This window comes from Gordonia oleivorans (assembly GCF_040044975.1).
GTDB lineage: Bacteria > Actinomycetota > Actinomycetes > Mycobacteriales > Mycobacteriaceae > Gordonia > Gordonia oleivorans.
Map to the genome: position 1 here is coordinate 285,603 of NZ_JBDZDI010000005.1, position 20,507 is coordinate 306,109.

Below are 20,507 nucleotides of genomic sequence, written 5' to 3' on the forward strand. Positions count from 1 at the left end.
CGACTATGATTTACCGGCGGCGCTGTTCTGCCAGTGTCGCGATCGCCGCGTCGAGGGTGGCGCAGGCCGCGTCGGCGTCGACGCGGGCCAGTGAGAGCCCGGCGATGCTCGCCGCCACCGTCATCCGGGTCATTCGGTCCCGCGTGGTGGCGTCGGCGTCGGGCAGATGAGCCTGCACGCCACGCGCGATCGCCGTCGACAATTCCCGGTGATAGGCGGCGACGACCTGCGCGACGGCGTCATCGCCGCCGATGTTGCCGGCCGCGGTCGTGAGCAGGAGGCAACCGGCCGGTGCCGCGCCGTCCCGGTCGATGACGGCGATCGCATCGCGAAGCCGGCTCAGGTAGTCGATCACGGCGTCGCCGTCGACCTTCTCGACGGTCATCGGGCGCAGCCGGGGGCGCACGATGGTGTCGAGATAGTCGGTCACCGCAGCGTCGAACAGGCCGCGCATGTTGCCGAACGCGTGGTAGATGCTGGATCGTCCGACCCCGGTGGCCGCCTCCACGTCGGCCACGGATACTGCGTCGAAACCCTTGCGCCAGAACATGTCACGCGCGTCGCTGACGAGCTTGCCGCGATCGTGGGTCACTGCGCGTCCCATGACTTCCTCGATTCCTGGTTGACAGATTGTGCAACGATCATTCTAGTATAGTTGTGGAACGTTCGGTTCACAAAGGAGTTGCCGTGGGTATCGTCGCCATCGTGTTCGCCGCTCTGGCGGCCGCCCTGCACGTCTACATCTGGGTGCTGGAGTCGTGGCGCTGGACTCACCCGTCGACCCGCGCCACATTCGGCACCACCGCCGACGAGGCGGTCGCGACCCGCGAGATGGCCTTCAATCAGGGCTTCTACAACCTCTTCCTGGCGTTGATCGCCGGGATCGGTGCGGTGACCTGGTTCGTCGACGAGGCCGTCGGCGCCGCGTTGATCTACGCCGGGGCCGGATCGATGCTCGCCGCGGGTCTCGTGCTGCTGATCTCCTCGCCGGACAAGGCGCGGGCAGCCATCACCCAGTCGGCGCTTCCGCTGATCGCGGTGGTCGCCCTGAGTATCGCGCTTCTCTCACCGGTGAACTGACATCATTTCCGCTGAATCAAGGAGGATTTCATGACCGTCACCAGCACGCAGGTTCAACTCGTGTCGCGACCCGTCGGCTGGCCCACCGCCGACGACTTCCGTGTGGCGACAATCGAACTCGACGACCTCGCCGCGGGTGAGGTGCGCGTCGCCAACGAGTTCGTCAGCGTCGATCCGTACATGCGCGGCCGGATGATCGACACCCGAAGCTACATCCCGCCCTTCGCGCTGGGGGAGACGATGACCGGCGGTGCGGTCGGCCGGGTGATGCAGTCGCGCGCCGACGACCTCCCGGTCGGCACATTGGTCAGCCACCAACTGGGGTGGCGCGACGTGGCACAAGGCCCCGCAACGGCTTTCACCCGGTTGCCGGAGCCGCCCGATGGTGTGGCCTCCTCGGCGTATCTTGGCATCTTCGGGTTGACCGGACTCACCGCATACGTCGGGCTCGCCGAGATCGCGAAGCTGAAAGACGGTGACGTGGTGTTCATCTCGGGCGCCGCGGGCGCGGTAGGTACCGCCGCCGGACAGATCGCCCGACTCCTCGGCGCGAAGGCCGTGATCGGTTCCGCGGGCGGGCCGGCCAAGGTGGATCTGCTGACCTCCCGCTACGGATACGATTCGGCGCTGGACTACAAGGCCGGTCCGGTGCGAAAGCAGTTGCGGGAGCTGGCCACCGACGGTATCGACGTGTACTTCGACAATGTGGGCGGCGAGCACCTCGAGGCCGCGCTCGACGTCTTCAACGACGGTGGGCGCGCGGCCCTGTGCGGCGCGATCTCGGCCTACAACGCCACCGAGGCGCAGCCCGGCCCCCGCAACATGAGCAACATCATCACCCGCGGACTCACCCTGCGAGGTTTCACCCTCGGGCATTACCTCGGCTTCGCCGCGGAGTTCAACGAGAAGATGTCGCAGTGGTATGCGGGCGGCGACATCGTCTTCGACGAGACCGTGGTGGACGGGGTGGACCACGCCGTCGACGCCTTCCTCGGCATGATGCGCGGGGAGAACATCGGCAAGATGGTCGTGCGTGTCTGAGATGTGTTCAGAGACGCCGTAACCGGTCGGCGGCCTCGGCGATCACGTCGTCGCGTTTGGCGAAGGCGAAGCGCACCATGTGATTCCACGGGTCCTTGTGGTCGGCGAACACGCTGACCGGCACGGCGGCCACCCCGATCCGTTCGGGCAGCGACCGGCAGAAGTCCTCGCCGTCGGCGTATCCGAGCGGGCGCGGATCGGCGCACACGAAATAGGTTGCCTCGCTGCGGTGCACGCCGAACCCGGCATCGGAGAGCGCCCGGGACAACAGGTCCCGTTTGTTCTGGAGTTCGGCGGCGCTGCGGGCGACCCATGCCATCTCCTGCTCGAGTGCCACCGCGACGGCCGGCTGGAATGGTCCCGAACCCACGTAGGTCATGAACTGTTTGGCCGCACGCGCGGCGGCGACCAGTTCGCTCGGACCGCTGATCCAGCCGACCTTCCAGCCGGTGCAGTTGAATGTCTTTGCCGCACTCGATATTCGGAGGGTGCGCTCGCGCATCCCGGGCAGTGTGGCCAGTGGCGTGTGGGTGCGTCCGTCGAACAGCAGATGTTCGTACACCTCGTCGGTCACCGCGATCACGTCGTGCTCGACGCATAGGCGCGCGATCTCGGCGAGGTCGCCGTCGGAGAGCACGGTCCCGGTGGGATTGTGCGGCGAGTTCACCAGGATCAGGGCGGTGTCGGGTCCGAACGCGGCGGCCAGCCCGTCGCGGTCGAGGCGGAACCCGTCGCCGTCGGGGATCAACGGCACGGTGCGGCGCACACCGCCGGCCATCGCGACGGTCGCGGCATACGAGTCGTAGTACGGCTCGATCATGATCACCTCGCGGCCGGGTTCGGTGAGACCGACGACCGCGCCCGCGATGGCCTCGGTGGCGCCGACGGTGATCAGGACCTCGGTGTCGGGGTCGTAGTCGAGGCCGTAATGATCGCGCTGGTGGCCGGCCACGGCGTGGCGCAGGCTCGGCACCCCGATCCCCGGCGGGTACTGGTTCTGGCCGGTCGAGATGGCGACCCGGGCCGCCTCGAGCATCGCCTCGGGTCCGTCGGTGTCCGGGAAACCCTGACCCAGGTTCACCGCGTCGTGACGCAGTGCCAGTGCCGACATCTCGGCGAAGATCGTGGCGGAGAACGGGCGCAGGCGCGTGACGGTGGCCGGAGAAGGGGGCATGGATTCAGGCTGTCACACCCCGGTCGGGTGAATCGCGACGATTGCGTCGGTTGTCCGGAGTAACCTCCCCGCCATGGGAACGCAAGTGAGTCAGAACACATCGCGGTGGGCTCGGCGCCTCGGCGTCGCATGCGCCTGCCTGGCCTTCGGCCTGCTCACCGCCTGCAGTGCCTCGGTCAGCGTCGGCAGCGACACCGTCGACTCGGCCGACGACGTCAACGTCGGCGAGTGCGTGTCCGTCGCGGACAGTTCCGACGGGAAGGTAGAGGCCACCAAGACCGACTGCGACACCACCGACGCCTTCGCCTTCTACGTCGCGTCGACGACCGCGACCACATCGCAATGCCCGGGTCAGGAATCAAGACTGACGTTCGAGGAGGGCGACCAGCAACTGTGTCTGACGCCCAACATGGCGCAGGGCAAGTGTTATGAGGTGCCCTCGGGTGGTGCCGGGTCGTTGACCGACTTCAAGGCCGTCGATTGTGGCGCGACGACGGCCGACGGCACCGCTGTGGTCGAGGTCGTCACCCGTTCCAACGGCACGGTGACCTGCGATGCGAGTCTGACCGCCCTGGAGTTCACCGAGCCTCAACCGCTCGGCTACTGCCTGCGGGTGAGCTGAACGACCGACGCCGTCCAAGCGTTCGTCAAGCGCGCGACAAGCCACGACGACGACCGTGTCGGCAGCACACCACAGCTGCCGAAAGGACCCGTCATGTTCACCACCGATCGCCACCATCCTGACCACGACCCCCACACCAACCACGACCCCGACCTCGAGGGCCGGCCCGCCCGGCCACTGCTCCGGCTCGCCTACAACGGTGCCGTCATCCTCGGCTGCCTCGGGTTCATGCTCGTCGCCGCGTGCAGTGTCAGCCTCGGCACCGACGCCATCGAATCCCCGAACGACATCGAAGTCGGCGAATGCCTGTCGATCGGCGCCGACGACGAGCCGGGGAAGGTGAACGCCTCCAAGGTCGACTGCGAACGCACCGACGGTCTGACGTTCTACGCCGCATCGACGGTGGCCGCCGAATCCGGCTGCGACGCCGCCAACACCTCCACCCTCACCTTCGGTGAGAATCGTGAGAGTCTCTGCCTGACACCGAACTTCGCCGAGGGACGCTGCTATCAGATCCCGATCGGCGGCGACCTCGTCGACTACCGCGAGGTGACCTGCGACGCGCAGGCCGCCGAGCAAACGGTGGTGGCGCGGGCCGTCGACCGTGGCGACGGGTCCATCACCTGCGATGCCGACGACACGATGTGGTCATTCGCCCGGCCGCAATCGGTGGGCTACTGCCTGCGGACTGTCGTCTGATCCGGGGAAGGCGCAGGGAGCAGGTAAGGTTACGGGCCTGACGTGCCGCCGGTGTCGAGGAGGGCTGAGGTGGTCTACACACCGGGTGATGCCTTCGCCGGGTACACGATCGAGCGGCTCGTGGGCCGCGGTGGCATGGGCGAGGTCTATCTGGCCCGCCACCCCAAACTGCCCCGCAAGGAGGCAGTCAAGATCCTGCCGGCCGATCTCAGCCGCGACCCGATGTTCCGGCAGCGCTTCATCCGGGAGGCCGAGTTGGCCTCCAGCATGGTGCATCCGGCGATCGTCACGATCTACAACTCCGGTGAGGACGACGGCCACCTGTGGCTGGCGATGGAGTTCATCGACGGCGTCGACGGCAGTGAACTGCTGCGTCGTCACCCCCGAGGACTCGACCCCGCCCTGGTGTCGGCGATCGCCATGTCGGTGGCGTCGGCGTTGGACGCGGCGCACGCCCGCGGGCTGCTGCACCGGGATGTGAAACCGGCCAACATCCTGGTGCAGGGCGCCGACGGCGCAGGTGCCACCCGCATCGGCCGGCAGCCGCCGCGGGTGCTGCTCGCCGACTTCGGGATCGCCAAGTCGACCGCCGACGTCACCAACCTGACCTCGGCGAACATGTTCCTCGGGACGGTCGCCTACGTCGCTCCCGAGCAACTCCTCGGTACCGAGGTCGACGGGCGGGCCGACCAGTACAGCCTCGCTGCCACACTGTTCCAGTTGCTCTGCGGGGTCCCGCCGTTCGAGGGCAGTACCCAGACCAGTGTGATCGCCGCGCACCTGAATTCCGATCCGCCGGCGCTCTCCGGGCTGCGGCCGGGAACCTCGAACGCCGTCGACGAGGTGCTGCGGCGTGGACTCGGCAAGACCGCCGACGAGCGGTATCCGTCGTGCAGCGATCTCGCCGCCGACCTCGATCGGGCCTTGCGCGGCGCCCAGTCGGGACCACCGCAGTCGGGGCCGCCGCCGGGTCCCACGGAGATCATCCCGGCGCGGGCATCGGCACCGCCCTCGACGTCGGTACCGCCCTCGTATGCGCAGCCGATCCCGTCCTCGCAGGTTCCGCCGGTGCCCGCGGGCCCGTACACCGGAGCGTCGTATCCCGGCGCCGTGGCGCCCGGGTCGATTCCGCCGTACGGCCCGCCCAGCGCGCCCCTGCCGGTGGGGTCGTATCCGAGTCAGCCGGGCGGCACCGGCGGTTACCCGCTGCCGCCGACGCCTCGACGCGGATCGTCGTCGAAGACCGCGTTGGCGGTCCTCGGCGCCCTGCTGGCGCTGGTCCTGGTGATCGTCGCCGGTGTCTGGGTGGCGAATCTGCTGTCCGGGTCGGATTCGGGCACCTCGACCGCCGCCGGCAACTCGGTCACCACCACGGCGGTCGCGGGGACGCCCACCTCCACGCCGTTCACCCGCCCCCCGGTGACCGAGCAACCGACGCAGATCTCCGGTCCCGGCCAGATCGCGGTCGGTGATTGTGTGCAGATCGGTCGGCAGCCCGACTCCGCCGGCAACGTCGACACCAGTCGCGTCGATTGCGCCACGTCGGCGATGACGTTCTACGCCGCCGAATTCGTCGCCGCCTCCGCGGAGTGCCCCAACGACCACAACGCCAGTCTGTCCTTCGGTGGGACCGCCCAAAAGCTCTGTCTGGCACCCAATTTCACGCCAGGGCAGTGCTACCAGATCCCCAGTTCGGGTGGTTCACTCGCCGACTACCACGAGTTGAGTTGCGGTGCGGCCGCGGCGGCGGGAACGGTCGCATTCCGGATCACCAACCGGTCGACGAGCGCGGTGAGCTGCGCGACGGGGGAGTTGCGGTGGATCTTCGCCCAGCCCGAATCCCTGGGGTACTGCCTGACCCAGGAATCCGGTTCCTGATCTGAGGTTCGCCCTCGACGGACCGTTCTCGGAGGCCGGGGCCGTCAGCCCGCCGATTCCTCGCCGATGGTGGGTCCGAGCAGGTCGTCGGCATCGGTGATGCGGTAGGCGTACCCCTGTTCGGCGAGGAACCGCTGACGGTGCGCGGCGTAGTCGGCGTCGAGGGTGTCGCGGGAGACCACCGAGTAGAAGTGCGCCTGTCCGCCATCGGCCTTGGGACGTAACAGCCGGCCGAGGCGCTGCGCCTCCTCCTGCCGGGAACCGAACGTGCCCGACACCTGAACCGCCACCGACGCCTCGGGGAGATCGATGGAGAAATTGGCGACCTTGCTGACCACGAGCGTCTGGATCTCACCGGACCGGAAGCGGTCGAACAGGATCTCGCGTTCCTTGTTCTTGGTCGCTCCCTGGATCACCGGGGCGTCGAGTTCACGGCCGAGTTCCTCGAGCTGATCGATGTACGCGCCGATCACCAGCGTCTGGGATTCGCTGTGGCGGGCCAAGATCGACCGCACCACGTTGACCTTGGTGTGGGCGGTCGAACAGAGCTTGTATTTCTCCTCCGCCTCGGCAACCGCATACTGCAGGCGTTCCTCGTCGGTGAGGGTCACCCGCACCTCGATGCACTCGGCCGGCGCGATCCAGCCCTGCGCCTCGATGTCCTTCCACGGCGCGTCGTACCGCTTGGGGCCGATGAGGGAGAAGACATCTCCCTCGCGGCCGTCCTCGCGGACCAGCGTCGCGGTCAGGCCCAGACGGCGACGGGACTGCAGATCGGCGGTCATCCGGAACACCGGAGCGGGCAGCAGATGCACCTCGTCGTAGATGATCAGGCCCCAGTCCCGGGAATCGAACAGATCGAGATTCTTGTACTCGCCCTTGGATTTCCGGGTCATCACCTGGTAGGTCGCGATCGTCACCGGCCGGATCTCCTTGCGCTCACCCGAGTATTCACCGATCTCGTCCTCGGTCAGCGTGGTGCGGGCGATGAGTTCGCGTTTCCACTGGCGGCCGGCCACGGTGTTGGTGACCAGGATCAGGGTGGTCGCGCCCGCCTTGGCCATCGCCGCCGCGCCGACCATCGTCTTACCGGCACCGCACGGCAGCACGACGACACCCGAACCACCCGCCCAGAACGAGTCCGCGGCCATCTCCTGATAGTCGCGCAGATGCCAGTCGCCCTGATCGAGTGCGATCGGATGAGCCTCACCATCGACGTAACCGGCGAGGTCCTCGGCCGGCCAGCCGACCTTCAGCAGCACCTGCTTGAGGCGTCCCCGCTCCGACGGATGCACCACGACGGTGTCGTCGTCGATGCGGGCGCCGAGCATCGGCGCGACCTTCTTGTTGCGCAGGATCTCCTCGAGGACCGCGCGGTCGAGGCTGACCAACGTCAGGCCGTGGACCGGACTCTTGACCAACTGCAGCCGACCGAACCGGCCCATCGTGTCGACGATGTCCATCAGCAGCGGCTGCGGGACCGCATACCGGGAGTAGGTGACCAGGGCGTCGACGACCTGCTCGGCGTCGTGCCCGGCCGCCCGCGCGTTCCACAGCGCGAGTGGGGTCACCCGATAGGTGTGGACGTGCTCGGGTGCACGTTCGAGTTCGGCAAACGGGGCGATCGCACCACGAGCCGCCGCGGCGTCGGGGTGGTCGACCTCGAGCAGCAGCGTTTTGTCGGATTGCACGATCAGGGGTCCATCAGTCACCCGATCCATTGTCCAGATCGGTGCAAGTCCCGTCGAGCCAGACCCCGCACGGCCGTTGACAGCGCTCTGTATCTCACTGACAGCGCTCAGCCGAGCGCTGTCAACGTGGACCAGAGCGCTGTCAACGTGGTGAGGGTGCGCCCTCACCCCTTGACGCAGACCACCTGACGCAGGTGCGCCACCACCTCGACGAGGTCGGTCTGGGCGGCGATCACGTCGTCGATGTCCTTGTAGGCGGCCGGGATCTCGTCGACGACGCCCGAATCCTTGCGGGATTCGACGCCCCGGGTCTGGGCGATGAGGTCGTCGGCGGTGAACTGCCGGCGTGCCTGGGACCGGCTCATCCGACGCCCCGCACCATGCGACGCGGAGTAGAACGACTGCTCCGAACCCAACCCCCGCACCACGTAGGAGCCGGTACCCATCGATCCCGGGATGAGACCGAGGTCGCCGGCGCCGGCACGGATCGCACCCTTGCGGGTCACCAACAACTCCAGACCGTCGATGTGCTCGGTGGCCACGTAGTTGTGGTGGCAGCTGATCGGCTCGTCGAATCGGACGACGCGGTCGGCGAAGCTCTGCCGGACCGCCTCGCACACCAGCGCCAGCATCACCCGGCGATTGCGTGCCGCGTACTCCTGCGCCCAGTCGAGGTCACGACGGTAGGCGTCCATCTCCGCGGTCCCGGTCAGGAACACGGCGAGATCACGGTCGGGCAGCTCCGCGTTGTGCGGCAAGGTGGCCGCCACCGACATATGCCGTTCGGCGAGTTCCTTGCCGATGTTGCGGGACCCGGAGTGCAGCATGATCCACACCTGCTGCTCGTCGTCGAGACAGATCTCAATGAAGTGGTTGCCGCCACCGAGCGACCCCATCTGACGCTGCGCGCGGGTGTCGAGCTGCCGAACCCCACGATGCAGGCCGGCGAAACGCTCCCAGAAGCTGTCCCAGCCGCCGCCGAGGCGATGGCGGACGACGTTGACCGGCTCCGCATGACCCCGGAATCCGACCGGCACCTTGGCCTCGATCGCCGAACGCAGCCCGGACAGATCGTCGGGCAGGTCCGATGCGGTCAGGTCGGTGCGCACGGCGGCCATGCCGCAACCGATGTCGACGCCGACCGCGGCCGGGCACACCGCATCACGCATGGCGATCACCGATCCGACGGTCGCGCCCTTGCCGACGTGCACGTCGGGCATCACACGGACCCCGTACACCCAGGGCAGCGTCGAGACCCGGCGCAGCTGATTGCGCGCCTGATGCTCGATCGATTCCTCGTCGGCCCACATGAGGGTCGATGCGGTGGTGCCCGAAAGGGATACGGGGAACTGCGGTTCCATGGCTTCTTCCATTGCTCGTGTCTGTTGCTCCGGCGGTTTCCGGGGCGTGGCAACGGTACGCGCGAATCCCGGCGAGGGCGAACCATTTTCGGACCGGGACGCCGGAACCGGGCACCCCGACGTGGGCTACGTGTCGAGCAGTTCGACACTGGTGATGCGGTGCAAGGAGAACCGTTGTTCGTCATCGGTGCCGTCCTCGACGCCGATCAGCTGGCCCGAACCCAACGCCTGCGGGGTGACGACGTGTTGACTGGCCGACCCGTGTGCGTCGACGTAGCCGACCCGCAGCCTGCGATGGGCGCGTAGCGCCAATTGGATGAGGGCCGTGGCGGTTTCGCCGTTTCCGCCGGCCCGTACCGACGCCGACGCCGACGCCGGGCGTGCGGTCGCGGCCCGATCGCCGGATCGGAGACGGCCGATCACCGCCAATACCTGGTCGTCGTTCAGCGCGGCCCGCCGCGGCGGGATGGCGTGACGTCGCGCGCGGGTGACGGGGACCCGGCTGCCGCGTTCACGCATGTCCACCAACTCGCCCGAGGAATCCTCCCCGCTCGGCGCGAACCCGGCAGCACGCAAGGAGTCGAGCACGTCGCGGATCTCGCTGGGGGACACCGCAACCGTCGGCGCGAGCGCGCGCATCGACAGGTGCGCGGCGGCCTCGCTGCGCAACACGGCCGCCAGGGTGGCCGCATCCTCGCAGCGGATGAACGACGAGGCGATGCCGACGCGCAACTGTCCGTGCCGACGGGCGACGTCCTCGATCAGATAGGTGAGTGATTGTGGGACGGGTGTACGAGAGTGCGCGGTGAACATCGCGATGAGTTCGCTGCTGGAGCGCCCGGCGTCGAGTGCGCGCCGCACACTCACCTCGCTGACGCGGTATACCGATGCGGCGCCGCCGGATTCGAGATCGGCCACCATCTCGACCTGTTCGGCGAGTTCCGGGGTCATCGGGCCGGGGACGGTGATCGTGAGGTCGGCCTGGGTGAGGAAGTGATCGACCGGTTCCGGCAGTGCCGTGCGCATCGCGGCGACGATCGGTGCGTCGTCGGCGCCGGCATCGGCCTCGAGGATCGCGCGTCCGACCGAACTCAGGGCGTGGTGGGCGACGAGTCCCATCTCGCGGGCTTCCCGAAGTGTGTGTTCGACGACATGAGAACCCAAGCGCCGCATCTGATGTGGGTGCTGCCAGGCCAACAGGGAGACCAGGCCGGCCACCGACACCGGTGCCGCCGTCGGGCCCAGGGCCATCGCGGAGAGGATGGTGCGCCGTTGGGCGGGTGCGTGGGCGTCGTAGTTGTCACCCGACAGTGCCGGGATCGCGGTGCCGTCGCGGTCGGGCTCGCCGACCTGCCAGGCGCGGCGCGGCATCGTCAGCCAGGCCTCGACGAGCGTGTACCACTGGCGTTCTCGTGGTTGGTGCAGCCAGGTGTCGACGGTGGTGGTCGGTGCGAACACGTGCTCACCGGTGTCGCCCGGCGGTGGCGGATCGGGGAATCCCGCGTCGATCAGTCGTGCATGTCCGAGGATCTCGATGAGCAACGCCACCCGCTGCTGATCGAGTCCGGTGGCCTTGGTGAGGCGGCGCAACTCCCGCACGCCGAGCGCGCCCGACCGCAGCACCGCCGCGGGTGTGGCGCCGAGGACGCGCAGCAACGCCGTCGCGTGACGGATGGCCTCGAGCGCCTCACCGCCGGCCGCTGCGTCGACGTCGCGGGCGGAGAAGCGGCGCGAGCCGGAGTCGTCCTCGGGCCGGGGGCGACGCAGGTTGTCGGTCTGCAACGGCGGTTCGTCGCGCAGCAACTGGCCGAGTTGAGGTGGGAGCTCGACGGTCTGGTGATCGATGCGGGCGAGCATGCCGTCGGCGATGAGGCGGGCGACCGGCGCGGCGGGGTCGGCGTCGGGAGCGGCATCACGGCTGCGTCCGAGTGCGGGACCACGCGACAGTGCGCCGAGCAATTCCCGCTCCCGTTCGTCGAGCGCGGCGAGCCGTCGGGTGAGTTCGGCGGCCGTGCGCTCGGCCGGCGGGCCGATGAGGTGCAATCCGCGCCACGGCAGTGCGGACGCGGCGTGCGCCCCGATGTGCAGCGCATCGTCGGGTCCCCAGATCAGCGCGAGCCGTCGCAGCAGATCCACGCGCACCTCGACCTCGTCGGCATCGGCGCGGTCGGCCAGAGCAGATCGGACGGCGGGCAGCGACACCGTGTCCGACTCCGGGGGGCCCAGATCGATCAGCACCTCCAGGACCGCCAGGCCGAGCAGATCCAGACTCTCACCCGCCAAGGCCGCCGACGCCGGCGACAGTGCGCGCTGGGCGAGCACCTGTGTGCCCTGCGGTGGGGGTGAGGCGAGATCCGGCCGCAGTGTGATCAGATCGGCCAACTCCGCATCCGAACGCGACGCCAGGTCATCGGCGAGTGCACTCGCGCGACTGTCCGGACTCATTCGACCGATTCTACCGAGCGGGTCGGCCCGTTGGGATCGGCCCGCGCCCGGTGCACGCTCTATGAGGTGGAGATGTTGACCCGGAACGGAGTGGCGACGACGTTGTTCTCCCCACTCGCTCCGTTGCCGACCTGACCGGCGACGTTGTATCCCCAGCAATAGACGTCGGTGGTGTCGACCCGCGCGCACGTCGTACCCGAGTTGGTGGACACGGCGTCCACGGCGCCGGCAAGGGTGACCTGCTTGGGGGCCGACGAATCCGACGTCGAACCGTCGCCGAGCTGCTTGTCGGAGTTGTCACCCCAGCACCTCAGTTCGGCACTGGCGACCGCGCAGGAGGTACCCCAGTCGGTGGCGACATCGGTGACGTCGGTCAGTCCGACCACCTCGGTCGGGGTCTGTCGTGCGGCGGTGGTTCCGTCGCCGATCTGGCCGTACGCGTTGTCGCCCCAGCAGTACGCCTTGCCCGCCGCCGCCGCACATGCGGTCTGCGGATAGGTCGACTCGGTCTCGCTGTGCTTGTAGGAGCCGATCGCGATGTCGGTGGCGTCGGTGAGGGAGAGCTGCACCGGAGAGGCCTGGCGGCTCGTCGAGCCGTTGCCGATCTGCCCGCTGTCGTTGTTGCCCCAGCAGTACACGGTGCCATCGGCGATCGCGCAGGTGGTGCCGCGTGCGGTGGCCACGTCGGTGGCGGTTCCGGTCACCCCGGTGACCTTGGTGGGTGTCGTGGAGTCCGTGGTGCCGCCGGTACCGAGCTGGCCTTGATCGTTGTCGCCCCAGCAGTACACCTCGCCGGCCGAGATCGCGCAGGTCGATCCGAATCCGGTGGAGATGGCGGTGACGTCGCTCAGCGTGGAGACCTTCTTCGGTGTCTCGCTGGAATCGGTGCTGCCGTCGCCGATCTGACCGTAGTTGTTGGCGCCCCAACAGTAGGCCTGCCGGTCGGAGATCGCGCAGGCGGTGGTGACGTACTTGTCGTCGGTGCTGACGTAGTTGCCGATGCTGACCGAGGTGACCGGTGTCAGGCTGACCGCGACCGGAGTGGTGGAATCGGTCGAGGTCCCATTGCCCAGCTGGCCGTTGGCGTTGTTGCCCCAGCAGTGCAGGGCCTCGTTGGTGACCGCGCATGTCGTATTACCGGATGTGGCAACGGTATTGGGCTGCGCGACGACAGCCGCGGGCTCATCGCTGCCACCGAACAGGCCGGTGGCGAAACCGATTCCGACCACCGCCACGACGACGACCACGAGCGCCGCGGCGATCGCCCCGATGATCAGGCCCGTGCGCTTCTTCTTCGGTGGCACCGTACCCGGTTGCGACGGGTAGCCCCCACCGCCGAGCAATGAATTCGGTTGCGCCGGATTGTATCCGGGTGGTGGGGTACCGCCGGCGAATCCGGCTGTCACCGGGGTGGTCGCTGCCGGCGGAGCGCCGAAGGGGGCTGATGGGTTCGGCTGCGACGTGTAGGGGATTCCCGGGTTCGGCTGGCCCACACCGGGATACGACGGCTGTGGGGTCGGTGCCACCGGGGGGTGGCCGGGGACGGTTGCGCCTACCGGGGAGAATCCGGCCGGCGTCGGCTGTGACGGCGGTCGGGTCTGTTGCCCGGAACCGAACGACGGTGGGTTGGTGACGGCGGTCGGCCCGGTTCTCGGCCCCGGACCGGGACGGGTGTCGAGCGCCTGCTTCAGCGCGGCGGCGAAGGCGCGGCAGTTCGGGTAGCGGTCGGCCGGATTCTTGGCCAGGCCCTTGTGTAGTACCGGGTCGAAGGCGGCGAGATCCGGTCGCAGCGAACTGATCGGCGGGATCGGTTTGGTCAGGTGCGCCATCACCAGCGCCGACGGCGTCGTCGTGGTGAACGGGGCCTGGCCGGTGAGGAGTTGGAAGACGGTGCACGCCAACGAATACTGATCCGACATCGCGGTCGCGTCGTGGCCCTCGATGACCTCGGGTGCGCAATAGGCGAGGGTTCCGATGAATGCGCTGGTGGCCGTCAACGAGGTGGAGTTGACCAGCTTGGCGATACCGAAGTCGAGGACGGTGACTCGCTCGACCTCGCCGGTGGACGGATCCCGACTGACGATGATGTTGGCGGGCTTCACATCTCGATGGATGACATGGTGCCGGTGCGCGTAGTCGAGGGCATCGGCGACCTGCGCGGTCACCGCGACGACGTCGGCCGGTGAGGTGGGGCCACTGCTGAGATCGCGTCCGTCGAGGTAGCTCATGGTGAACCACGGCGTGCCCTCGTCGTTGATGCCGTACTGATGGATCGAGATGATGCTGGGGTGATCCAGTGACGCGGTGGTGCGTGCCTCGTTGGTGAATCGCTTCTGGAAGTCGGGATCGTGGGCGCCGGCCAATGAGATGACCTTGAGCGCCTCCCTGCGGAGCAGGTGCGGATTCTCGACGAGGTACACCTCGCCCATCCCGCCCGATCCCAGCAGCGAGATCACCTTGTATCCGGCGACCTGTGAACCTGGACTGAGCGGCACGACAAACCCCTTCGACTGTCTCGGACGATGGTGTGTGACCTTACCGAAGTGCCCCCCGAATTGGTCGTCTTATCATTCGAACGATGGGTGGGTGATCGGTCGAAGTCGGTGTCATCGGCCACCATGTGCGAGCGCGATCACGTGGGGGCGGCGATGGCATGGCACAATACATCCGTGGCTGAGAGCACTTCGAAGAAGCATTACGTCGACAACGGCTGGCCGAAGGCAGCCGAGGGAGACGGACCCGAGCACGCGGTCTCCGAATTCGCGGCCGATCTCGCGGGTGCACTGTCCCCGTTCGGCGACGTGGAGTTCCCGTTGCCGGCCGACGAGGTCCACTACATCAATCCCAAGACCGTCATCAACCGCTGACGCGGTGACCGACGTCGATCCGGATGGATCGCGGCCCACGGACCGACTGTCCCACGTCGATGACTCCGGCGCCGCGCGGATGGTCGACGTCGGCGACAAACCACCGACCCGCCGCCGGGCGGTCGCCGGTGGGACCTTCCGCACGACCCGTCGAGTGATCGACCTCCTCACGTCCTCGTCGCTGCCCAAGGGCGACGTCCTGGCCACCGCACGGATCGCCGGGATCATGGCCGCCAAACGCACCGACTCCCTCATCCCGCTGTGTCATCAGCTCTCGTTGTCGTCCGTCGACGTGGACTTCGTGATCGGTGAGGACACCATCGACGTCACCGCCACGGTGACCACCGCCGGACCGACCGGCGTCGAGATGGAAGCGCTCACCGCTGTCGCGGTGAGCGGCCTCACCTTGCACGACATGGTCAAGGCCGTCGACCGGCATGCCCAGATGGACGCGATCCGGCTGCTGGCCAAGTTCGGTGGCCGTTCGGGCGACTGGACTCGAGACGGAGTTGGTCCAGACACCGTCACTCCAGACACCGTCACTCCAGACACCGTCACTCCGGACACCGGCACCGACGATCCGGCGAGTGACCGATGAGCGCCCAACGGGTGGCGCGCGTCGTGGTGGCCTCGACGCGGGCGGCCAACGGTGTCTACCCCGACCGCACCGGACCGCTGATCTCCGCCTGGCTGGCCGACCGTGGCATCACCGTCGACGAGGTCGACGTGGTGGTCGACGGGCCGGCGGTCGGCGATGCGATCCGGGCCGGCATCTACGCCGAGGTCGATCTCGTCGTCACCACCGGCGGTACCGGGCTCTCACCCACCGACCGCACTCCCGAACAGACCCGGCCATTGCTCGACATCGAACTGCCGGGGCTGGCCGATGCCATCCGTACGGCGGGCCTGCCCGAGGTGCCCACGGCGATTCTCTCGCGTGGGATCGCGGGAGTGGCCGGCCGGAGCCTGGTGATCAATCTGCCAGGGTCCACCGGGGGCGTCCGGGATGGCCTCCGCGTCATGGGTACCGTCCTCGACCACGCGCTCGACCAGATCCATGGCGAGGATCACTAGATGGCGCTGATTGTGTGCACGGAGATCTCCGAGGGCCCGATCAGTCTTGCCGACCATGAGGCGCTGGTCACCGACGCCGCGCAGGGCGCGGCGGGCGCCGTGGTGGGATTCGTCGGCGCGGTCCGCGATCACGACGGTGGCAACGGCGTGACCCGGCTGTCCTATTCGGCGCACCCGACCGCCGCGCAGGCGCTGCGTGGCATTGTCGCGAAGGTCGCCGAGGACGCCGACGGGGTGCGGGCAGTGGCTGTCTCGCACCGGATCGGAGACCTGGCCGTGGGTGACGTCGCGTTCGTCGTCGCGGTCGCCGCCGATCACCGTGGTCCGGCATTCGCACTGTGCGCACGGCTCGTCGACGAGGTCAAGGCCCAACTCCCCGTCTGGAAGCACCAGTTCTTCACCGATGGTCGCGACGAATGGGTGGGTTCGGCCTGAGGGTGGCCGGATCGTAAGAGGCCCGATCACGAGAAGGCCCGAGCATGAAAAGAGCCCCGCACGGCGCGAAGCAGCGTGCGGGGCCCTTTGCTCAGGGGGCCTTCGTCAGGCTCAGGGGAGATTCGGGATCTGGCCCTGGTGCTCGTTGAACAGGTTCAGCTGATCCGGGGTGAGCTGGTATCCACTGTTCTTGGCGGCATCGAGCAGAGCCAGCAGGCTCGGGTCGGTGGTCTTGTCGCGGAGGGTGGCGAGGGCATCGTCGGTGCTCGTGGCGTCACTGCTGCCGGTGCTCGGTGCCTGGGGGGCGGGAGCGGCGGGCAGGCGCGGGGTGGTGGTCGGCGCGGTACGCGGGGTGGCGCCGGACAATCCGGTGCCACAGGTCGGCCATGCACCCGGGCCCTGGCTGGCCAGGACGCGCTCGGCGACGACGATCTGCTGCTCACGGCTGGCCTGGTTGGCGGTCGGTGCGAATTCGGTGCCGCCGTGGCCGGCCCAGGTACTCGGGCTGAACTGCAGTCCGCCCTGGTAGCCGTTGCCGGTGTTGATGGCCCAGTTGCCACCCGACTCACACTGGGCGACCTGATCCCATTCGGCGTCGGAGGCCGCGTGTGCGGAACCGGTGCCCAGCAGGGCGCCGCCGCCGCCGAGGACAGCCCCGGTCAGTGCGACCTTCGCGAAGGTCTTGGTGGCAGTGGTGGTCGTCGGCTTGCGATGACGTCCGGACATGAGTGTGTTACCTCTCTCCACGCGCCTGCGAAGTCAGCTGTCGGGTTCGAGCGAGAGGTGCTCGGTCGCGTCGGCTGTGGCCGTCGGACTTAACCCCAAGAACGTCGTTGACGTCCGTTCTTCCCTGCGGAAGGGTGGGTCCCCCGTCCTCGTTCCCAGATGTTGCTCGTCATTCCACCGGTGGAACGAGGCTCGGCGCGACCGGTGGAAGTTGTGTGTCTTGGTTGCTGTGCTGTGACCTTCTTGGAAGGACGCTTCGTACAGTACGGCCTCGACGCCGACGAATCACACCTTCTTCCACAACGGTTTTCGTGTCTGCGAGTGGGACTTTCGCCCCCATTCGATCGTCGTCGCAGTTCACGGGCATGATGGTCTTCTCGTGTCCATCTCGTTATCCATCCGTTATGTGATTAAGCTCACATCGGCGTGGCGGCGTTTCAGCCGCCGGCAAAGGGCGGCAGGACGTCGACGGTGCGCGTCGCGCCGAGGCTTCGGTCACGGTCGCACACCGCGATCTCATCCCAGAGATAGGAGCATCGATCCAGCACCTGTCGCAGGGCCGGATTGTCGGCTGCCAGAATGTGTTCCAGCTCACCGAGAGTGGCCCCGTCGGGGACTTCGACGGCGGCCGTTTCCCGGCCCGCGGCGGCTCGCGCAGCCGCGAAATAGCGGATCGTCAGACGCACCGATCAGCCCCCGATGGCCGACATCGGACGCTCGGGCTGACGGAAATCGCCGCAGTTCACCGAGTGCCCGGCCCGTTTGGCCCAGGTGTTCTCGCGCCACAGCCGGGCGATCGCGGCGTCGACGTCGCCCTCACCGCCCCGCAGGACCGGCAGCAGCGAGGTCTCGTTCTCGGCGAACAGGCAGTTGCGCAGTGCGCCGTCGGCGGTGAGACGGGTGCGGTCGCAGTCGCCGCAGAACGGGCGGGTGACCGAGGCGATGACACCGACCCGCGCGCGACGGCCCGCGGCGTCGGTGTGGCCGTCGACCAGCCACGTCTGCGCGGGCGCGCCGGCACGCGGGACGTCGTCGGGCGTCAGATCCGCGACGTGGCGCAATGCCTCGAGGATCTCCGCCGCGGTCACCATCGCCGTGCGATCCCAGCGGTGATCGGCGTCCAGCGGCATCTGTTCGATCACCCGCAACTGATATCCCTCGCGCAGACAGAACCCGAACAGTGCCGCCAGTCCATCGAGATCGCTCCGGTCCGGGACGACGGCGTTGACCTTGACGGGGTCGAGCCCGGCCGCGCGGGCGGCGGCGAGTCCGTCGAGGACGTCAGCCAGGCGATCACGCCGGGTGATCTCGGCGAATCGAGCCGGGTCGACGGTGTCCAGCGACACGTTCACCCGGGTCAGTCCGGCTGCGGTGAGGCCGTGCACCCGACGGCCCAGGCCCAGACCGTTGGTGGTCATCGCGATCCCGGGACGCTCCGGCAGCCTGGACACCCGGGTGATGATCTCCTCGAGATCCCGGCGCAGCAGTGGCTCGCCGCCGGTGAACCGGATCGTGCGGATCCCCAGGTCACGGACCGCGACGGTCAGAACACGGACGAACTCCTCGGTGTTCAGCACCCCGTCGGTCGGTAGCCAGTCGAGGCCGTCGGCGGGCATGCAATAGGTGCAGCGCAGATTGCAGCGGTCGGTCACCGAGACCCGCAGGTCGGTGGCCACCCGGCCGAAGGTGTCACGGAGCGGGCCGTCGACCGGTGCCGGGGCGCGCGAGGCGGGGATCAGCGACGGCAGCGGGAGCCCGAGGTCGACGGCGGTCATCAGCGATCCCGCGGCTCGATGACGTCGGCCCGGGTCGCCAGGGCGCGAAAGGTGCTCGCGTGGAAAACGAGTGGTTCGACGCTGGGATCGGCCTGCAACTGTTCGATGCGCAGCAGGACGAGGATGTGGTCGCCGGCGGGGATCTCCTGCTCGATACTGCAGGACAGGTGCGCGGCCGCGCCGGGGATGAACAGGGAGCCGTCGTCGGCGGCGAGGGGGGCGATGTCGTCGAATCGATGTACCGCGGGACCGGCGAGCTGACGACACTGCCGCGATTGATCGTGAGCGAACACGCTGACACCGAGCATGTGGGCGTCGCGTAGCCGCGGCCACGTCGTCGAGGTGTTCTGGACGCAGACACTCACCAGCGGGGGATCGATGGAGACTGCGGTGAAGGCGCTTGCCGCCATCCCCACCGGCTCGGTGCCGTGACGATGACTGCAGACCGCCACCACACCGGACGGGAAGCAACTGAAGGCACGTTTGAGCGCGCCTTCGTCGGAGGCCGGTGACAGATCGGGCCGACGATCGATCATCGCCGGGACCGGGTCGTAGGATGCCGACACCGCGTCACCGGGTCCGTCGACCCGAGCGCAGCGCGTAGACCAGGCCGAGGAGGAAACCCAACGGTGCGCACATGGTCAGCAGATACACGGCGGTCGGTGCGGTGTCACCGTCGGTGACCAGCGGCGTGACGAATAACGCGACGATGGCCAACAGTCCAATCGCGAAGACCACGCCGGCCAGCGCCAGCAGGCGCGAGGAACGATTCTGATCCATAACCTTCCACGGTAGAGCACGTCGGTGGCCCGACGGGTGGTCAGAAACCGCTTGGCCCAGTGTTTAGAATGGTGGATACCAGGCGCGGAAATGCTCAAGTCGTGTGTCTCCGCGTCTTTTCTTGTGACGGATTTCGACCATCAGATGAGGGTGAGCACAGTGCCGAGCGGCAAGGTGAAGTGGTACGACGCCGAGAAGGGCTTCGGTTTTCTCGCGCAGGAGGACGGCGAGGACGTGTACGTCCGTTCGTCGGCACTCCCGGAGGGTGTCGATGCGCTCAAGCCCGGTCAGCGCGTGGAGTTCGGCATGGCCGCCGGACGCCGCGGCCCGCAGGCACTGACCGTCAGCGTCCTCGAACCGGCGCCGTCGGTGGCGAAGAACACCCGCGACCGTGATCGCGAGGCCGCGCGCAAAGAGGTCAAGCGCCACAGCCCCGACGAACTGCACGGCATGGTCGCCGACCTGATCACCCTGCTCGAGGGCAAGGTGCAGCCGGACCTGCGCAAGGGTCGGTATCCCGATCGCAAGACCGCGCAACGCATTTCCGAGGTCGTGCGGGCGGTCGCCCGGGAACTCGACCGCTAGTCGCCGACGTTCGGGATCGTCGTTCGCGCGGGTGGTTCATGCCGACGCGGCATCCGCGCATTCACGCGCGCGGTGCAATGACCGCGCGAGGGTGGGCGTGCCGCGCGGGCGAGCTCGACCCGCGTAAACCGCGGGGCGAGGCGTTCCGGAGTCGTCGTTTCGCGCGGGTGGTTCATGCCGACGCGGCATCCGCGCATTCACGCGCGCGGTGCAATGACCGCGCGAGGGTGGGCGTGCCGCGTGAACGAGCTCGACCCGCGTGAACCGCAGCCGC

General features: G+C 68.2%; 21 protein-coding genes and 1 riboswitch. Of the genes, 10 read left to right on the top strand and 11 right to left on the bottom strand.

What is annotated here, in order from left to right; all coding sequences use genetic code 11:
- Positions 1-10 precede the first annotated feature (10 nt).
- The gene (locus ABLE92_RS11225) at positions 11-604 is read right to left on the bottom strand and encodes a TetR/AcrR family transcriptional regulator (RefSeq protein ID WP_348804830.1); all 594 of its coding nucleotides are present in this window, start codon (positions 602-604) and stop codon (positions 11-13) included.
- Positions 605-687: 83 nt separating this feature from the next.
- On the opposite strand from ABLE92_RS11225, the gene ABLE92_RS11230 reads away from it, so the two are divergent.
- Positions 688-1,080 carry a DUF1304 domain-containing protein gene (locus ABLE92_RS11230; RefSeq protein ID WP_348804831.1) on the top strand — a complete coding sequence of 131 codons (393 nt, stop codon included), beginning with the start codon at positions 688-690 and terminating at the stop codon, positions 1,078-1,080.
- A gap of 30 nt (positions 1,081-1,110) precedes the next feature.
- Positions 1,111-2,121, top strand: coding sequence for an NADP-dependent oxidoreductase (locus ABLE92_RS11235; protein ID WP_348804832.1), 1,011 nt, complete (start codon positions 1,111-1,113; stop codon positions 2,119-2,121).
- Positions 2,122-2,128: 7 nt separating this feature from the next.
- On the opposite strand, the gene ABLE92_RS11240 is transcribed toward ABLE92_RS11235, so the two are convergent.
- On the bottom strand, positions 2,129-3,295 hold the full coding sequence (locus tag ABLE92_RS11240) for a pyridoxal phosphate-dependent aminotransferase (RefSeq protein ID WP_348804833.1): 1,167 nt from the start codon (positions 3,293-3,295) through the stop codon (positions 2,129-2,131).
- A gap of 73 nt (positions 3,296-3,368) precedes the next feature.
- Here ABLE92_RS11240 and ABLE92_RS11245 point away from each other — a divergent pair, with 73 nt between their 5' ends.
- The 3 genes from ABLE92_RS11245 to ABLE92_RS11255 all read left to right on the top strand — a co-directional run bounded on the left by ABLE92_RS11245 (position 3,369) and on the right by ABLE92_RS11255 (position 6,494).
- Entirely contained in the window at positions 3,369-3,917 is a 549-nt protein-coding gene (locus tag ABLE92_RS11245; protein ID WP_348804834.1) for an LppU/SCO3897 family protein, read from the top strand.
- A 93-nt stretch (positions 3,918-4,010) separates the two neighbouring features.
- Positions 4,011-4,616, top strand: a complete 606-nt coding sequence (locus ABLE92_RS11250; RefSeq protein ID WP_348804835.1) for a pyridine nucleotide-disulfide oxidoreductase — start codon at positions 4,011-4,013, stop codon at positions 4,614-4,616.
- Positions 4,617-4,685: 69 nt separating this feature from the next.
- A complete protein-coding gene (locus ABLE92_RS11255; protein WP_348804836.1) occupies positions 4,686-6,494 on the top strand; it encodes a serine/threonine-protein kinase in 1,809 nt (602 codons plus the stop codon).
- 44 nt (positions 6,495-6,538) lie between these two features.
- Here ABLE92_RS11255 and ABLE92_RS11260 read toward each other — a convergent pair whose 3' ends face one another.
- The 4 genes from ABLE92_RS11260 to ABLE92_RS11275 all read right to left on the bottom strand — a co-directional run bounded on the left by ABLE92_RS11260 (position 6,539) and on the right by ABLE92_RS11275 (position 14,486).
- The gene (locus tag ABLE92_RS11260) at positions 6,539-8,206 is read right to left on the bottom strand and encodes a DNA repair helicase XPB (RefSeq protein ID WP_348804837.1); all 1,668 of its coding nucleotides are present in this window, start codon (positions 8,204-8,206) and stop codon (positions 6,539-6,541) included.
- A 143-nt stretch (positions 8,207-8,349) separates the two neighbouring features.
- Entirely contained in the window at positions 8,350-9,546 is a 1,197-nt protein-coding gene (locus tag ABLE92_RS11265; RefSeq protein WP_348804838.1) for an RtcB family protein, read from the bottom strand.
- 126 nt (positions 9,547-9,672) lie between these two features.
- On the bottom strand, positions 9,673-11,991 hold the full coding sequence (locus ABLE92_RS11270) for a helicase-associated domain-containing protein (RefSeq protein ID WP_348804839.1): 2,319 nt from the start codon (positions 11,989-11,991) through the stop codon (positions 9,673-9,675).
- A gap of 59 nt (positions 11,992-12,050) precedes the next feature.
- Positions 12,051-14,486 carry a protein kinase domain-containing protein gene (locus tag ABLE92_RS11275; protein ID WP_348804840.1) on the bottom strand — a complete coding sequence of 812 codons (2,436 nt, stop codon included), beginning with the start codon at positions 14,484-14,486 and terminating at the stop codon, positions 12,051-12,053.
- A 153-nt stretch (positions 14,487-14,639) separates the two neighbouring features.
- Between ABLE92_RS11275 and ABLE92_RS11280 the strand changes: the two genes are divergently transcribed.
- The 4 genes from ABLE92_RS11280 to ABLE92_RS11295 are packed head-to-tail and all read left to right on the top strand — an operon-like array spanning position 14,640 to position 16,367.
- Positions 14,640-14,858: a hypothetical protein gene (locus tag ABLE92_RS11280; RefSeq protein WP_348804841.1), complete on the top strand. Its 219-nt coding sequence runs from the start codon at positions 14,640-14,642 to the stop codon at positions 14,856-14,858.
- A 4-nt stretch (positions 14,859-14,862) separates the two neighbouring features.
- The gene (moaC, locus tag ABLE92_RS11285) at positions 14,863-15,456 is read left to right on the top strand and encodes a cyclic pyranopterin monophosphate synthase MoaC (protein WP_348804842.1); all 594 of its coding nucleotides are present in this window, start codon (positions 14,863-14,865) and stop codon (positions 15,454-15,456) included.
- The gene (locus ABLE92_RS11290; RefSeq protein ID WP_348804843.1) at positions 15,453-15,932 is read left to right on the top strand and encodes a MogA/MoaB family molybdenum cofactor biosynthesis protein; all 480 of its coding nucleotides are present in this window, start codon (positions 15,453-15,455) and stop codon (positions 15,930-15,932) included. Before moaC ends, ABLE92_RS11290 begins: the two co-directional genes overlap by 4 nt.
- On the top strand, positions 15,933-16,367 hold the full coding sequence (locus tag ABLE92_RS11295; protein ID WP_348804844.1) for a molybdenum cofactor biosynthesis protein MoaE: 435 nt from the start codon (positions 15,933-15,935) through the stop codon (positions 16,365-16,367). It begins immediately after the preceding gene.
- A gap of 111 nt (positions 16,368-16,478) precedes the next feature.
- Here ABLE92_RS11295 and ABLE92_RS11300 read toward each other — a convergent pair whose 3' ends face one another.
- The 5 genes from ABLE92_RS11300 to ABLE92_RS11320 all read right to left on the bottom strand — a co-directional run bounded on the left by ABLE92_RS11300 (position 16,479) and on the right by ABLE92_RS11320 (position 19,648).
- Entirely contained in the window at positions 16,479-17,093 is a 615-nt protein-coding gene (locus tag ABLE92_RS11300) for a transglycosylase family protein (protein ID WP_348804845.1), read from the bottom strand.
- 6 nt (positions 17,094-17,099) lie between these two features.
- Positions 17,100-17,270: riboswitch (cyclic di-AMP (ydaO/yuaA leader) on the bottom strand.
- Between the two features lie 260 nt (positions 17,271-17,530).
- Positions 17,531-17,779 (bottom strand): MoaD/ThiS family protein, encoded by a 249-nt coding sequence (locus tag ABLE92_RS11305; protein WP_348804846.1) that lies wholly within the window; start codon positions 17,777-17,779, stop codon positions 17,531-17,533.
- Between the two features lie 3 nt (positions 17,780-17,782).
- Positions 17,783-18,868 (bottom strand): GTP 3',8-cyclase MoaA, encoded by a 1,086-nt coding sequence (gene moaA, locus ABLE92_RS11310; protein WP_348804847.1) that lies wholly within the window; start codon positions 18,866-18,868, stop codon positions 17,783-17,785.
- Positions 18,868-19,404 carry a flavin reductase family protein gene (locus ABLE92_RS11315; protein WP_348804889.1) on the bottom strand — a complete coding sequence of 179 codons (537 nt, stop codon included), beginning with the start codon at positions 19,402-19,404 and terminating at the stop codon, positions 18,868-18,870. The genes moaA and ABLE92_RS11315 overlap by 1 nt, the downstream gene beginning before the upstream one ends.
- A gap of 34 nt (positions 19,405-19,438) precedes the next feature.
- On the bottom strand, positions 19,439-19,648 hold the full coding sequence (locus ABLE92_RS11320; RefSeq protein WP_348804848.1) for a hypothetical protein: 210 nt from the start codon (positions 19,646-19,648) through the stop codon (positions 19,439-19,441).
- A gap of 159 nt (positions 19,649-19,807) precedes the next feature.
- Here ABLE92_RS11320 and ABLE92_RS11325 point away from each other — a divergent pair, with 159 nt between their 5' ends.
- Complete coding sequence (locus tag ABLE92_RS11325; RefSeq protein WP_348804890.1) at positions 19,808-20,233, top strand: cold-shock protein; 426 nt, start codon at positions 19,808-19,810, stop codon at positions 20,231-20,233.
- Positions 20,234-20,507 lie beyond the last annotated feature (274 nt).

What these genes read in the sequence shown, in the direction of transcription:
- ABLE92_RS11225 (WP_348804830.1), bottom strand. Translation starts at nt 604, where the DNA reads ATGGGACGCGCAGTGACCCACGATCGCGGCAAGCTCGTCAGCGACGCG.
- ABLE92_RS11235 (WP_348804832.1), top strand. Translation starts at nt 1,111, where the DNA reads ATGACCGTCACCAGCACGCAGGTTCAACTCGTGTCGCGACCCGTCGGC.
- ABLE92_RS11240 (WP_348804833.1), bottom strand. Translation starts at nt 3,295, where the DNA reads ATGCCCCCTTCTCCGGCCACCGTCACGCGCCTGCGCCCGTTCTCCGCC.
- ABLE92_RS11245 (WP_348804834.1), top strand. Translation starts at nt 3,369, where the DNA reads ATGGGAACGCAAGTGAGTCAGAACACATCGCGGTGGGCTCGGCGCCTC.
- ABLE92_RS11250 (WP_348804835.1), top strand. Translation starts at nt 4,011, where the DNA reads ATGTTCACCACCGATCGCCACCATCCTGACCACGACCCCCACACCAAC.
- ABLE92_RS11265 (WP_348804838.1), bottom strand. Translation starts at nt 9,546, where the DNA reads ATGGAACCGCAGTTCCCCGTATCCCTTTCGGGCACCACCGCATCGACC.
- ABLE92_RS11270 (WP_348804839.1), bottom strand. Translation starts at nt 11,991, where the DNA reads ATGAGTCCGGACAGTCGCGCGAGTGCACTCGCCGATGACCTGGCGTCG.
- ABLE92_RS11280 (WP_348804841.1), top strand. Translation starts at nt 14,640, where the DNA reads ATGGCATGGCACAATACATCCGTGGCTGAGAGCACTTCGAAGAAGCAT.
- ABLE92_RS11290 (WP_348804843.1), top strand. Translation starts at nt 15,453, where the DNA reads ATGAGCGCCCAACGGGTGGCGCGCGTCGTGGTGGCCTCGACGCGGGCG.
- ABLE92_RS11295 (WP_348804844.1), top strand. Translation starts at nt 15,933, where the DNA reads ATGGCGCTGATTGTGTGCACGGAGATCTCCGAGGGCCCGATCAGTCTT.
- ABLE92_RS11300 (WP_348804845.1), bottom strand. Translation starts at nt 17,093, where the DNA reads ATGTCCGGACGTCATCGCAAGCCGACGACCACCACTGCCACCAAGACC.
- moaA (WP_348804847.1), bottom strand. Translation starts at nt 18,868, where the DNA reads ATGACCGCCGTCGACCTCGGGCTCCCGCTGCCGTCGCTGATCCCCGCC.
- ABLE92_RS11315 (WP_348804889.1), bottom strand. Translation starts at nt 19,404, where the DNA reads ATGATCGATCGTCGGCCCGATCTGTCACCGGCCTCCGACGAAGGCGCG.
- ABLE92_RS11320 (WP_348804848.1), bottom strand. Translation starts at nt 19,648, where the DNA reads ATGGATCAGAATCGTTCCTCGCGCCTGCTGGCGCTGGCCGGCGTGGTC.